General features: G+C 39.1%; 15 protein-coding genes. 7 read left to right on the top strand and 8 right to left on the bottom strand.

Features of this window, described 5'->3' with window-relative positions:
• Window positions 1–21 precede the first annotated feature (21 nt).
• Complete coding sequence (locus AC00Y6_RS00245) at window positions 22–1,557, bottom strand: restriction endonuclease subunit S domain-containing protein (protein WP_474488619.1); 1,536 nt, start codon at window positions 1,555–1,557, stop codon at window positions 22–24.
• Between the two features lie 148 nt (window positions 1,558–1,705).
• On the opposite strand from AC00Y6_RS00245, the gene AC00Y6_RS00240 reads away from it, so the two are divergent.
• The 4 genes from AC00Y6_RS00240 to leuB are packed head-to-tail and all read left to right on the top strand — an operon-like array spanning window position 1,706 to window position 6,008.
• Entirely contained in the window at window positions 1,706–2,869 is a 1,164-nt protein-coding gene (locus AC00Y6_RS00240; RefSeq protein ID WP_474488618.1) for a 2-isopropylmalate synthase, read from the top strand.
• A 6-nt stretch (window positions 2,870–2,875) separates the two neighbouring features.
• Window positions 2,876–4,261 (top strand): 3-isopropylmalate dehydratase large subunit, encoded by a 1,386-nt coding sequence (leuC, locus tag AC00Y6_RS00235; protein WP_474488617.1) that lies wholly within the window; start codon window positions 2,876–2,878, stop codon window positions 4,259–4,261.
• Window positions 4,262–4,297: 36 nt separating this feature from the next.
• Entirely contained in the window at window positions 4,298–4,903 is a 606-nt protein-coding gene (gene leuD / locus AC00Y6_RS00230; RefSeq protein WP_474488616.1) for a 3-isopropylmalate dehydratase small subunit, read from the top strand.
• Window positions 4,887–6,008 carry a 3-isopropylmalate dehydrogenase gene (leuB, locus tag AC00Y6_RS00225; RefSeq protein ID WP_474488615.1) on the top strand — a complete coding sequence of 374 codons (1,122 nt, stop codon included), beginning with the start codon at window positions 4,887–4,889 and terminating at the stop codon, window positions 6,006–6,008. The genes leuD and leuB overlap by 17 nt, the downstream gene beginning before the upstream one ends.
• A gap of 60 nt (window positions 6,009–6,068) precedes the next feature.
• Here leuB and AC00Y6_RS00220 read toward each other — a convergent pair whose 3' ends face one another.
• The 7 genes from AC00Y6_RS00220 to AC00Y6_RS00190 all read right to left on the bottom strand — a co-directional run bounded on the left by AC00Y6_RS00220 (window position 6,069) and on the right by AC00Y6_RS00190 (window position 10,624).
• Window positions 6,069–6,572 carry a hypothetical protein gene (locus AC00Y6_RS00220; protein ID WP_474488614.1) on the bottom strand — a complete coding sequence of 168 codons (504 nt, stop codon included), beginning with the start codon at window positions 6,570–6,572 and terminating at the stop codon, window positions 6,069–6,071.
• A gap of 216 nt (window positions 6,573–6,788) precedes the next feature.
• Window positions 6,789–7,280 (bottom strand): hypothetical protein, encoded by a 492-nt coding sequence (locus AC00Y6_RS00215; RefSeq protein WP_474488613.1) that lies wholly within the window; start codon window positions 7,278–7,280, stop codon window positions 6,789–6,791.
• Window positions 7,281–7,432: 152 nt separating this feature from the next.
• Window positions 7,433–7,612: a hypothetical protein gene (locus AC00Y6_RS00210; RefSeq protein WP_474488612.1), complete on the bottom strand. Its 180-nt coding sequence runs from the start codon at window positions 7,610–7,612 to the stop codon at window positions 7,433–7,435.
• A 12-nt stretch (window positions 7,613–7,624) separates the two neighbouring features.
• A complete protein-coding gene (locus AC00Y6_RS00205) occupies window positions 7,625–8,236 on the bottom strand; it encodes a DUF4230 domain-containing protein (RefSeq protein ID WP_474488611.1) in 612 nt (203 codons plus the stop codon).
• A gap of 74 nt (window positions 8,237–8,310) precedes the next feature.
• A complete protein-coding gene (locus AC00Y6_RS00200) occupies window positions 8,311–8,853 on the bottom strand; it encodes a TlpA family protein disulfide reductase (RefSeq protein WP_474488610.1) in 543 nt (180 codons plus the stop codon).
• Window positions 8,854–8,932: 79 nt separating this feature from the next.
• Complete coding sequence (locus AC00Y6_RS00195; RefSeq protein WP_474488609.1) at window positions 8,933–9,400, bottom strand: pyrophosphohydrolase domain-containing protein; 468 nt, start codon at window positions 9,398–9,400, stop codon at window positions 8,933–8,935.
• A gap of 84 nt (window positions 9,401–9,484) precedes the next feature.
• On the bottom strand, window positions 9,485–10,624 hold the full coding sequence (locus AC00Y6_RS00190; protein ID WP_474488608.1) for an acyl-CoA dehydrogenase family protein: 1,140 nt from the start codon (window positions 10,622–10,624) through the stop codon (window positions 9,485–9,487).
• A gap of 119 nt (window positions 10,625–10,743) precedes the next feature.
• On the opposite strand from AC00Y6_RS00190, the gene AC00Y6_RS00185 reads away from it, so the two are divergent.
• From AC00Y6_RS00185 to AC00Y6_RS00175, 3 genes are all read left to right on the top strand, one after another.
• Window positions 10,744–11,259, top strand: coding sequence for a ribonuclease domain-containing protein (locus AC00Y6_RS00185; protein ID WP_474488607.1), 516 nt, complete (start codon window positions 10,744–10,746; stop codon window positions 11,257–11,259).
• A 95-nt stretch (window positions 11,260–11,354) separates the two neighbouring features.
• Window positions 11,355–12,782 carry a TolC family protein gene (locus tag AC00Y6_RS00180; protein ID WP_474488606.1) on the top strand — a complete coding sequence of 476 codons (1,428 nt, stop codon included), beginning with the start codon at window positions 11,355–11,357 and terminating at the stop codon, window positions 12,780–12,782.
• A gap of 15 nt (window positions 12,783–12,797) precedes the next feature.
• A complete protein-coding gene (locus AC00Y6_RS00175) occupies window positions 12,798–13,793 on the top strand; it encodes an HlyD family secretion protein (RefSeq protein ID WP_474488605.1) in 996 nt (331 codons plus the stop codon).
• The last annotated feature ends 15 nt before the right edge of the window (window positions 13,794–13,808 follow it).

Genomic DNA, 13,808 nt, shown 5'->3' with positions numbered 1-13,808 from the left:
TTTTTTAAAGAAAAACAGACATTATTTGGTCTTAACTTTCTCTTTTATAATATCGATGACATCCACATTCCTGACTTTTGATTTGATCCATCCATGGATGTCTATATACAGCAATGTCCTTTTATCGTAGCGGTTTTCACCCGATTTTTCCAGTTGCTGGTCAAATTCTTTAAAAGCATTATTCTGTTCCAATGGATTTTTATCATTGATATTTCCAAAAAACGTAATAATCTCGAAGTGGAGTTCAGATGGGTTCTTCATTTTTCGGGCAAACTTAAGCGTGTTTTTTACAAACTCATCATAGTCATCATCCAGCCCGGCTTCCAGTTTAGCCATTAGGATCAGTATTCTGGTGTGGAAGAGCAAATCGTCCTGCACATTGCCTTTCGAATTGATGATTTTTAAACCATAGTCAATTGTTTTTTGATAATTTTTGCTACCAAAATACATCGATGCAATCTTGAGATAAAGAACCAAAAAGTGGTGCTCATCAATCTTATCCCGGAATTTTTCCATCTTCAGTTCCAGCTCTGGAACCAGCTTTGTCCCTTTGAAAAAATCACCTTTAATGAAGTATAAATTCATCAAGGTATTGTAATAATTTAGGAAAATCAACGACTGCGAATTTTCATTATGTACAAAAATCTCCGACTTGACCACATCACTGAATTTTTCAAAACTTTTCTCGATTCCCTGGATACTGCCGTAGATAAAGAGGGTTTTGAAGAGGTAAGTATTCCCTTTGATGTACCAAACGGGATGGCTTTTGATCATTTCCGGATTCTGATGAAACAGCTCCACCCATTGATAGGCATATTTTAAAGTATATTTATAATCCTGCAATAGTTGGTTTTTCCAGACGTGTGCCTTGTAATACCAAAGTTTTTCGGTAAAATTCAGTTTTTCGAGATCAATTTTTGCCAGTTTTTTATCAAAAAAGTCGATGATCTTTTCGCGGTCTTCGTCATTTTTAATATAGCCGTGTGTCAGCATTTCGCTGTACAATTTCAGGGAGAGATTAGATAATATTGTTGCGTACGCATTTTGTTGACTTACCTCACGGGATTGGCGGATCAGTTCATCAGCGCGCCCGTCGATACTTCTTGTGATGAATTGTGATTCAATAACTTTTTCCAGTTCGATAATTTCGGAGGCAATGGTTTTCTCATCCAATTCAAGGGAAGATTGTTTGGCTTTGTCGAGGATTTTCAAAGCCTGTTTGTGTAGACCTTTTTGATAAAGGATATTGGCAAAATCCAGCTGTTCCCGCAATTGGATCCTGTTATTTTGATGACTGGGATTCAGTCTCAGGCTGATCAGGATTTGCTTGTAAAGATGCGCTTTTAGGTTGGACAACTGTTGTTTTGAGGATATTTTTTTCTCAAGAATAATGTCCTCGCTATATTCTTTCATTTTGTCGAGTTCAGAAAAAAGCAGAAGGAATTTGGCGTCCACATTAATACCAAGGCGGTTCACATACAGCTTAAACTGCCTCTTTTCCGAGGTGGAGAGGGACTTGATGAGTACAAATAGAAAGTCTTTCTGTAATTCTGACATTGTAAAAAATAAATGTTTAAATATCTGATAACTAAATAATTATAAATTATTCTGCAACTATTGAATATTGTATTTTTAAATATAATTCCAAAGTATCCAATTAATCAAATTCTACTTTTGAATATCAAAATTAGATAAAAACTCTATTATGAATCCTGAAAAAATTGAAATTTTTGATACAACGCTGAGAGATGGGGAACAAGTGCCGGGCTGTAAGCTGAATACGGAGCAAAAATTGGTGATTGCCGAAAAGCTCGATTTTTTGGGTGTTGATGTCATAGAAGCTGGTTTTCCTATTTCCAGTCCCGGCGATTTTCAGTCGGTGCAGGAGATTTCGAAAATTGTAAAAAATGCCAAAGTTTGTGGTCTTACGAGAGCCAACAAAAAAGATATAGAAGTGGCTGCCGAAGCTTTGAAATTTGCAAAAAGACCAAGAATACATACTGGAATTGGGACTTCCGACTCTCACATCAAATTCAAATTTAATTCGACAAGGGAAAATATTATAGAACGTGCTGTAGAAGCTGTAAAATATGCCCGGAATTTTGTAGATGATGTAGAGTTTTACGCTGAAGATGCTGGGAGAACAGATAACGATTTTCTGGCAAAAGTTTGTGAAGAAGTCATCAAGGCCGGTGCAACGGTTCTTAACATTCCGGATACAACAGGCTATTGTTTGCCGGATGAATATGGGAGAAAAATCAAATACCTAAGAGATAACGTAAAAAATATTGACAAAGCAATTTTATCTTGCCATTGTCATAATGATCTGGGAATGGCAACTGCCAATTCCATCTCAGGAATTATTAACGGCGCCAGACAAATCGAATGTACGATTAACGGACTGGGCGAACGTGCTGGGAATACGGCTTTGGAAGAAGTGGTGATGATTATCAAACAGCATCCTAACCTTAATTTCTATACCGATGTTAATTCTAAAATGTTGAACGAAATGAGCTATTTGGTTTCAGAATTAATGGGAATGCCGGTTCAGCCAAACAAAGCCATTGTGGGAGCCAACGCATTTGCGCATAGTTCGGGGATTCATCAGGATGGCGTAATCAAAAACAGGGAAACTTACGAAATTATTGACCCAAAAGAAGTGGGAATCAATGAGTCATCCATTGTTTTGACGGCCAGGAGCGGGCGTTCTGCTTTGGCTTACCGATTCAAAAACATCGGTTTTGATGTGACAAAAGTAGAGTTGGATTTTTTGTATCAGGAATTCCTGAAAATTGCGGATACTAAGAAGGAAGTTAATAATGAGGATTTGAATTTTATGATCAAATCTTTTACTCAAAAAATTGGATAAAATAAAATGAGCCAAAACAAAACATTATTTGATAAAGTCTGGGACGCACACGTGGTAGAAACGGTTCCCGACGGTCCTCAGGTGATTTATATAGACAAGCATTTGATCCACGAGGTAACAAGCCCGCAGGCTTTTGCCGAATTGGAATCGAGGAATCTGGAAGTTTTCCGTCCTAACCAAATCGTTGCAACGGCAGATCATAATGTTCCAACTTTGGGACAGGAATTGCCTATCAAAGACGAATTGTCAAGAACACAAGTTCAGCAATTAACCGAAAACTGCAAAAAAAACAACATCGAATTATTTGGTCTTGGACATCCATATCAGGGCATCGTTCACATCATTGCGCCGGAATTAGGCTTTACAAAGCCGGGAATGAGCATTGTTTGCGGAGACAGTCATACATCCACACACGGGGCTTTCGGGTCTATTGCGTTTGGGATTGGAACCAGTCAGGTGGCGCAGGTTTTTGCGAGCCAGTGTCTGCTGATGAATAAACCAAAATCGATGCGCGTTTCTGTGAATGGCAAACTCAACAAAGACGTTCAGCCCAAAGATGTAATCCTTTATATAATTTCGAAGATCGGCACCGATGCAGGAACTGGATATTTTTGTGAATATGCAGGAAATGTCTTCGAAGAAATGTCGATGGAAGGGAGGATGACGGTTTGTAATATGAGCATCGAAATGGGAGCACGAGGCGGGATGATTGCACCGGATCAAACTACATTCGATTATGTAGAAGGAAGGGTGTTCGCTCCAAAAGGTGAAGAATGGGCAGAAAAACTGGAATATTGGAAAACTTTAAAATCGGATGCTGATGCGGTTTTCGATAAAGAATTTGAATTCGCAGCAGAAGACATCAGACCAATGATTACGTACGGAACCAACCCGGGAATGGGCATTTCGATTGATTCTAAAATCCCAACCGCTCAAAACGAATCTGAAGAAAAAGCTTTGAAATATATGGGCTTAGAATCCGGACAGGCAATATCGGATATCAAAGTGAATTATGTTTTCATAGGAAGCTGTACCAATGCGAGGATTGAGGATTTCCGTTCTGCCGCGGACTATGTCAAAGGAAAGCATAAAGCCGAAAATATTGTGGCTTGGCTGGTTCCGGGTTCGCAAAAAGTAGCAAAACAGATCTATGAAGAAGGTTTGGATAAAGTCTTTAACGATGCCGGTTTCCAAATCCGTCAGCCAGGATGTTCTGCTTGTTTGGCAATGAATGAAGATAAAATCCCGGAAGGTGAATATTGTGTTTCCACTTCCAACAGGAATTTCGAAGGCCGTCAAGGGCAAGGTGCAAGAACACTTTTGGCAAGTCCCTTAACCGCTGCCAAAGTCGCAGTAGAAGGAAGGATCCCGGCTTTTGAAAATTTGAATTAAGAATGAAGTTTTACTATCGAACATTGAATTAAGAATATGCAAAAATTAGTTTTAATCAATTCTCAGGCTGTTCCGCTACCGAGTGAAAACATCGATACGGATCAGATTATCCCGGCGCGTTTCCTGAAAAGTATCAGCAAAGAAGGTTTTGGCGAAAATCTTTTCCGGGACTGGCGATATAATGTTCATACCAATGAACCGAATCCAGATTTTATTCTGAATAATCCAAAATACTCTGGTGAGATCTTGGTTGCAGGGAATAATTTCGGGTGTGGCAGCAGCAGGGAACATGCGGCTTGGGCGTTGACAGATTATGGTTTCAAAGTGGTTGTTTCCAGTTATTTTGCAGATATTTTCCGTGGAAATGCGTTGAATAATGGCTTGCTTCCTGTGCAAGTTTCCGAGGGTTTTCTTAAAGATCTTTTATCTTCGGTTACAGAAAATCCGGCAACAGAAATAACAGTGGATGTTGAGCAACAAACCATTTCTTTCAATGGGAAAACAGAACAATTTGAACTCGATTCTTACAAAAAAATATGTCTGATGAATGGTTATGACGACATCGATTTCTTAACGAGCAAAAAAGGCGCTATAAAATTATTTGAACAGAAAACACAAAAAGTATATGAGCAGGATTTATAAAATTGCCGTTTTGCCAGGCGATGGCATTGGCCCGGAAGTGACCAACGAAAGTGTAAAAATTTTGAAAGTTATTGGCGAAGCCTTTCAGTACCAGTTCCAGTTTGATTATGGATTAATGGGTGCGGAAGCGATTTATAAAACAGGAAATCCGTTGCCGGACGAGACGCTGGAATTATGCAAAAATTCTGACGCCGTGTTATTTGGTGCGATAGGCGATCCTGCTTTTGATAATAATCCTGCTGCCAAAGTCCGCCCGGAGCAAGGTTTGCTGAAGTTAAGGAAAGATTTGGGTCTGTATGCCAATATCAGGCCTATAAAAACCTATGAATCGCTCGTCAAAAAAAGCCCGTTAAAAAAGGAAATTGTAGATGGGACAGATATCCAGATCTATCGTGAGTTGATTAGCGGCATTTATTTTGGTGAAAAATTTACCGATGAAAATGGCGAGTATGCTTATGATCTTTGCAAATATTCCAGAGAAGAAATTGTGCGGATTGCACATTTGGCTTTTCAGGATGCGCAGAAGAGAAGAAAAAAAGTAACGTTGATTGACAAAGCCAACGTTTTGGATACATCCAGATTGTGGCGGAAAATCTGTCAGGAAATCGCTGCCGAATATCCGGATGTTGCCCTAGATTATATGTTTGTGGACAATGCCGCGATGCAGATGATCCTCAACCCAAAACAATTTGATGTCATTCTTACGGAAAATATGTTTGGTGATATTATTTCTGACGAGGCCAGTGTTATTGGAGGCTCTATTGGTTTATTACCTTCTGCATCTATCGGCGAAGAAAATGCACTGTTTGAACCAATTCATGGGTCTTATCCCCAGGCTAAAGGACAAGGCATCGCCAATCCTATTGCATCAATTTTAAGTGCCGCAATGTTGCTAGATTACCTAAAGCTGGATCAGGCTGCAGAGAAACTCAGGGAAAGTGTAGACCATGCTATAGACAGCCGTTATGTAACTGTTGATCTCAATGCGGAGCAGCATTGTTCTACATCAGAAGTAGGTGATTTTATAGCAGATTATATACGGTTTTCAGAAAAACCTTACTACAATTACGAAAATATTAAGTTAGGCAAGTCAACGATTGTTTAACAAAAACTAAAAAAAATAAAAGAGCCGAAGAAATTCGGCTCTTTGTATTTATTGCATATTTTAAGATTCTTCATCCACACCCAAAGAGGCATCAATGGTATCCGTACCACCGGCAGCAGGCTGGTTGGCGTTGGGCGTTTCGGTGAAATAAAGATTGTTTTTGGCTTTTGCAATAATCCTGGCGCGTTTGCTCTCCGAGATTGGATAGCCACTATCTACATCTTTATATTTTCCGGAAATGTAATCCCTGGTTTTTTCTTCGATGTCAATAGCACCATTCTCGTCTAGGATATTTTTGGCGGCATTGGCATCTTCCTCGGTATCTGTATAAACAGTAATAGTATCACTGCCTACGCTGGCGTACTGGTAGCGGTCCTCTTCCAAATCATTGTTGTCAAAAAGCCAATGCCAAAATCCTTTTTTTGCATTATCTTCTACATTGTCCAAAGTTGTTTTCTCATAATGCGAAACCGTATAATCATATAGTCCTGCATCTTCTAATTTTTCAATTACATTGCTGTGTTCTTTTTTATTGGTGAAAATCCCAAAAACTGTATAAGGCATAATTTAATTTTTTTGGAGTTAAACATATTTGTACAATCACCAACAAAAAGCATGGCAATCATTGTGATCTGGTGATTTTTAACTTTTATTTAAGACTTAATCATCTTGTTGATAAAAAAACCTTCCAAAAAATTGAAAGGTTCGGGTTAAAAAATGGAAAAACTTGTTTCAGCACCTGTGTTTTTTGTGTAAATGAATACCAATAGCAATTGAAATTTAATAAAATTTGGTCGTCCCCAAACTGTCAATTTCATCAGGAATACGTTTCTGATGGATGTGATGCGGTTTGCGATTGTTGATAAAGAACAAATTATTTTTGGCCTTAGCAATAATTTTAGCCTTGGCAATTTCTGAAAATATTTGAGCTTTTTTCTCATCCAAATTGGGTATCGTCATCTTTTCTTCGACAGCCATTGCACCATTCCTGTTGAGGATATTTTTCACTACATAAGCGTCGTATTCCGTTTTCAGGTCAATTTGTATGGTGTTATAATGGGTATGTGCGTATTCGAAATGGGGGAGTTCTATAATGTCATCGTCAAAAAACCAATTCCAAAAACCATTTTTCTTTCTGATGTCTACATTTTTCAGGATTTCTTCTTCGGAATGAGAAATACTGTAATCGTAGTAACCTGCGTTTTCTAATTTTGAGAGGACTTTGTCAACTTCCACCTGATTTGGAAAAAGTCCTATAACAGTATAAGACATAATTGTAATTTATGGGTGAAACAAAAAAGTAAGAACACAGTGGAAATCAGTTTTTTATAACGGTGATTTCCGGTACTAAATATACAATTATTTTTGATATACAAAAAAAACCTTTCAAAAAATGAAAGGTTTGGTTATTGATTTCGTAAAGATTACTTCTTATCTGTATTATCAGTCTTGCCGTCCTTGTTGATTTTTGAACTTTTGGCAATGTCATTTTTATCAATATCCGGCGGGTTTTGCTTGTCAGATGCGGCAGGGATATTTTTAAAATCCTCGGTCTGCGCTTTATGTTCTGCAGCGTTGCTTTTTTCTTTTTTATCTGTACTCATAACGGTATTTTTTTATAATTCGGCAGAGGGAAACGTGTTCGTTTTATCCTCTACGGAATAATGCAAGGCTTTTGCCAAAACAAAAATATCATTGAGATTTTCTTTCAGTTGTTTTTTACTTTCCTGTTTCAGTTTATCCTGATTAACGCTTTTTGCCATATTTTTTTTGGCAGATTCCATAATGCCGTTGATGTCATTTTGACTGAAACGATTGATGGCATAATCATCCATAAAATGAATTTTGACATCCGGATAAATCTTGATTTCCGGTTGAGGCAACTCATTGATGATAACTTTTTTGTTAACGGTATCTACATCAATCTTCATTCTTTTCAGGTCATAGGAAACCTGAGCTTTGGCGGTAGTGTAAAGTACCATTTCACGTGGTAAGATCTCAAATCCTGCTACTTTTGCCGCAGCACTTTTATGGGTCTGGAAACTTGAAAAATCCTTTTCCAGCACCACCATTTTGTTCATTTTCTGGATTTGGTTGGTGATGAGGTAATAATCTTGATTGATTACGGATGCCTCATCTTTTTTGTGACAACTCCGCCACGTCAGGAAAACAAAAACCGTTAAGATAATCCCGAAAATGAAAGAAAGAAGTCCTGTGTATTTATTCATTGATTTGTAATTTTCAGAAACAATTGGACATTGCAAGTCCCTCTCCTTTGGAGAGGAATTTTGGGTAAGGATAATTATTTAAACAAACCCGAATTGTCTTTTTTCAGAATGTTAAGCAAATCCTTTTCCAAAAATCCCGTTTCTGGCATTTCTGTGATTCTTCCGATCTCTTTTCCGTATTTTTTTACAATAATCGTTGGCACTCTGCTAATGTTATACAAACCTTCTTCACCTGCCGGGGATTCTTTTTTACGGTTTACGGCAATAATTTGCATTTTATCAGTATTGTATTTTAGGGCATCTAGGATTTTTATCAACCTCGGAAATTCCCTATGGCTGTCACTGCACCAGCTGCCAACAAAAACCACAAGACTATAGCTGTTCAGTTTTTCTTTTTTCAGTTCTGCCAGGCTTGGCTCATCTATCTGGTAGCGGTTGTACTCTTCATCAAACCAGGTTTTGTAAGGTTCTTTGTGGAACTGGTCAAGTGTCTGGGTTCCCAAAAGCATTTTCCCGTCTTTTTGGGATTCTACTTCCCGGTTAACGATCACTCTTTGTGCACAGGAATTAATAGATGTCAATAAGACGATACCTAATAAAATTGATATTTTTTTCATTGTTGTTTTTATGTGTTGAAAATATTTTAAGGCCGCAAAATCATAAAAATCAGTAACCTTTTCTAGTGTACACTACAAGTTAGCTTTTTATAATATCTGCTAAAGAAGCCGCAGAATAATATTTGTTTTTGAGAACCTTATTGTCCGCAACCCTATGTACATTGTATTTATCGCCGGATTTTTCATAGTAGGCATCAGTCCCTTTATCTTTATAGAATTCTACAGTTTCCTGCGCCTGCACTTCATTATCGCACGCCTTCGACATATTGGAACGCTGAACTTCATTAAATAATTCTACAAATTTTTCGCCCAAACCAAACTCCAAAACAGCACCGCTTAACACGTACTGCAAGTCGCAAAGCGCATCCGCCACTTCCACAAGGTTGTTGTCTGCAATGGCCTGTTTTAACTCATCCAATTCTTCCTGTAAAAGGCTGACTCTCAAAGCAGATCTTTGCGGGGAAGGAATCTGTGGTGTATCCAAAATGGGTGCATTAAAGGTTTTATGAAATTCTGCAACTTGGTTCAGACTATCTATTTTTTCCATTGTCTTTGTAAAATTTTAACAAATATAAAAAATGCCGCCCAAGGAGACAGCATTTATAAAATTAAATATTTTTTGACCTTATTTTTAAGACGTAATATCTCGTCCTATCACTAGTCTCTGTATTTCAGAAGTGCCTTCGCCAATGGTGCAAAGTTTAGAATCTCGGTAGAATTTCTCAACCGGGAAATCTTTGGTATAACCATAACCACCGAAGATCTGAACCGCATTATTCGAGATTCTGACGCAGGCTTCGGATGCGTAAAGCTTTGCCATTGCGCCTTCGCGGGTCATTTTTTGCTTGGCATTTTTGAGGTCAGACGCTCTTCGGATTAACAATTCTGAAGCATCAATTTCTGTGGCCATATCTGCCAACATAAAATTAACAGCCTGAAAATTTGAAATCGCTTTACCAAACTGATGCCTTTCTTTGGCGTATTTAAGAGCGGCCTTGTAAGCACCTCTTGCAGTTCCCAAACTTAGTGCAGCGATAGAAATACGGCCACCGTCCAGAATTTTCATCGCCTGTTTGAATCCGCTTCCCACTTCACCTAATCTGTTTGAATCCGGAACACGGACGTTGTCGAAAATTAATTCTGCTGTTTCCGAAGCGCGCATTCCTAATTTGTTTTCCTTTTTCCCCGATGAGAAACCCGGCATCCCTTTTTCCAGAACAAAAGCTGTGGAATTATTTTTTGCGTCTTTTTCCCCTGTTCTTGTCATTACCACGGCAATATCACCGGAAATGGCGTGGGTGATGAAATTTTTGGCACCGTTGATAATCCAGTCGTCGCCGTCTTTTACAGCAGTGGTAGACATTCCGCCCGAGTCGGAGCCTGTGTTGTGTTCAGTCAAACCCCACGCGCCAATCACTTTTCCCGAAGCTAATTGTGGTAACCACTTTCTTCTTTGCTCCTCGTTTCCAAATTCATAAATATGATTGGTGCAAAGCGAATTGTGCGCTGCAACAGATAACCCGATGGAAGGGTCAACCTGGGAGATTTCGTCCAAAATGGTAACATATTCCTGATAGCCGAGCCCGGAACCGCCATATTCTTCTGGGATTACAATGCCCATAAAACCCAGTTCTCCCAATTGATGAAACAATTCTACAGGGAAAGTCTGGCTCTCGTCCCAATCCATAATGTTGGGGCGGATGTTTTTTTCGGCAAAATCTTTGGCCGTTTCGGCGATCATTTTTAAGTTGTCCATTGTGGCGGTTTCCATATTTTTATCTTTGATTCCAAATATAAAAAAATTAGGATAAGAATTAATTATTTTTAAACTTTCGGTTTTTGGCTTTAGAAACAGAGCTTTTCATTATTTTAGCCTAGAAAATAAAACCAATGAATCCAAAACTGAAGACCCTCTTTTTCTTCGTCATCGGTGCATTTGCCGGAATATTGACAATGTATCTAATTTCCAATTATAAAATCGAAAGGAAGTCGGATGCAGGAAGTCGGAAGACCGAAATTGTAAAATCTGAAAATAAGTTTAATAAAGAGTCGGATATTGAAAATTCTTATGATGAAAATTCAATACAGCGATTGACTGACGAGAGCAACGTAATCTCTTATGTGAAATCCAATCACCAATTGCCGAATTTTTATATCACAAAATCTAATGCTAAGAAGCAGGGTTGGGTTCCGTCCAAAGGCAATCTTTGCGACGTTTTGCCGGGAAAAGCCATTGGAGGCGATCATTTTTCTAACCGGGAAAAGCAGTTGCCAAAAGGTGAGCAATACTATGAGGCCGATGTCAATTACAACTGTGGCAACCGAGGTGCAGACCGCATTATTTTTACTAAAAATGGTGATGTTTGGCTCACGAAAGATCATTACAAGACATTTAATCAACAATAAAATCAAAACTGAAGGCTTTTCTTGGCAAGGAAAATACTTTTTTTGATTAAATTTGAGGATGACTAATTCCCTTGCAGAAGCAATTATTACAAAAGATGAAGTATAAAAGATTTCTATTTCCCGTATGTTTGATGGTTTCTGTAATGGCATTTTCCCAATATTCGCTGAAGCAGTGCATCGAAAAAGGACAGCAGAACAACAGCGTTATCAAACTGGCCGAGCAGTCTCTGGAAACGCGGGAAAAACTTCTTCAATCCAATAAAAATAATAACCTCCCAAAAGTTGACCTCCTAGCAGGATACAATTATATCGGGGAACCGATTAAAGTCAATCTACAACAGGTAAAAGAAGGGATTGTAGAAGGTACGGCCAACCAAAGTGTGTACGCTGCTAGTTCGGTTTACCAGCAGATTACGGGAAATCCGCTTTCTCAGCAGATTCAGGATGTGATTTATCAAACGTCGAAAGATATTATTGGTGCTGTTTACCCCAACTATAATCCGGCAATTGCCAAGCAAAGTTATTTTCTGGCTGGCGTTGCGGTAAGGCAACCGATCTACCTTGGCGGAAAACTGAAGGCTTCGCAACAACTTTCGCAACAGCAGGTGGAAAGTGGGAAAGCCAATCTGCAAACTTCAAAAGACCTTACTGCTTACAATATTGCGTTGCAGTACATCCAAGTTATGTATCTTAATTCGATGATTGGCAAGCAGATGGAGAGTGTGGCTTCTTTGGATAAAAATGAAAAATATGCAGGCAACCTATTAACCGCAGAAATTATCCCGCCTTACCAGAAAAACTGGGCCGATATTGCTAAAAAGCAGGCAGAAACCAACCTGAAAAACCTTAACCTGGAAAAGCAAAATGCCTTGCTGATGCTGAAAGATTTAATGGGGATTTCTCTGGAAGAACCTATAGAGATCAATGAAAAACTTGCAGAGAATACGGTGCTTCCTGCCTTTTCCTCTTCGGAAAATAATGCCGACCTCAGGCTCCTTAGAAGTAAAAAAACAGAAGCCGAAACCGGTCTTAATATTACAAAATCACTATCCAAACCTAATATTTTCGCGATTGGTAATGTGCAGTTTTTCCGTAAAGATTTGCCACTCATTACGCCGCCTTGGCTGGTAGGTGTCGAGATGCAATGGACGCTGTTTGATCCCGAGCGCAAATCCCGAAACCTTGCTTCCCAATCTTTGGTAAAAGAAGCGGACTTGCTGATTGAGCAGAAACAGAAATCAGTCAATCTGGCAACCAAAATTGCCGAAAATAAATTGATTAGCCTTAAGGAACAAAGCGAAACGCTGGATGCATCGCGGCAGCAGACTTATACAACCACCGAAATGGTACGGAAAAGGATGGAAAACAGCCTTTCTTCTGTAAAAGATGTTAACGATGCGCTGCAATTGCAATATGTAGCCGAAAAGTTGTACTACACTTCGGTTGTGGCTTATCAGACCGCTTTGGCGACTTATTTTTATATCAACGGGAATCCGGAAAACATAACCAACTACATCCCTTAACCTGAAAAATAAACGATGAAAAACTTTATAAAAAATTATTGGGCCGTCTTCATTCCGCTGCTTGTACTGGCTATTGCATTGATTTATTTGCTGAAAAACAAATCCTCGGACAGTGATAAAAATGCGGTGATTGGAATGGTGGATGCCGATTTTATCGATGTTTCCGCTTCGCTTCCCGGGCGTGTACTTTCGCTTTTGGTAAAGGAAGGCGATGAGGTGAAGGAAGGGCAAGTGGTGGCCCAACTGCAAACATCCGAGATCGAAACAATTCAGGCGCAGGTTTCTGATGCGGTGGTGATTGCCCAAAATCAGTTGGATAAGGTGAACCGTGGTGTGGAACCGGAAGTGTTGGCTTCGGCAAAAAACCTACAGCAGATTGCCCAACAACAGATGGACTTGATGTCAAAAACCTACAGCCGTTTCCAAAATTTGTATTCGGAAGGTGTTGTTTCAGGCCAGGAAAGGGATATTGTCTATTTCAAATATAAAGCGGCACAAAAAGAATTAGAAACTGCCAGCCTTAATGTTCAGCTTTTGCACCGTGGCAATAATAAAGAACTTAAAAATTCGGCGCAGGCATTGCTTAATCAGGCCAAAAGTGGAGAAAAATTAGCCGAACAGATTAGGGATAACAATTCCATCAAAGCACCTGTTTCCGGCAAGATTTCTACAATGATTACCAATCAGGGTGAGATGGTGAATGCCGGTTATCCAATGATGACCATTCAAAAAGACCAGTCCTATTTTGTGAAATTTAACCTTAGGCAAAATCAAATCAATAAAATAGAAAAAGGAAGTGTGGTGACGATGAAAATCCCGGGCTGCACGCCGGAATCGATTAAAGGAAAAGTGGCGGAATTGGCGCCTGCTCTGGGCTATGCCGATTGGGTGCCCGAGAAGCAAAACGGTGAATTCGAACTTAGGACATTCCAGATCAAAGTAAGACCGGAAAATATTAATGCCATAAAAGGCTTACGCTCCGGAATGACTGCCCAGCTTATTCTGGACTAAAGTTTTTTCTTTATT

It is taken from the genome of Epilithonimonas sp., assembly GCF_056329745.1.
The sequence above is the reverse complement of the archived record's forward strand: the minus strand, read 5'-3'. Positions and strand labels throughout refer to the sequence as shown.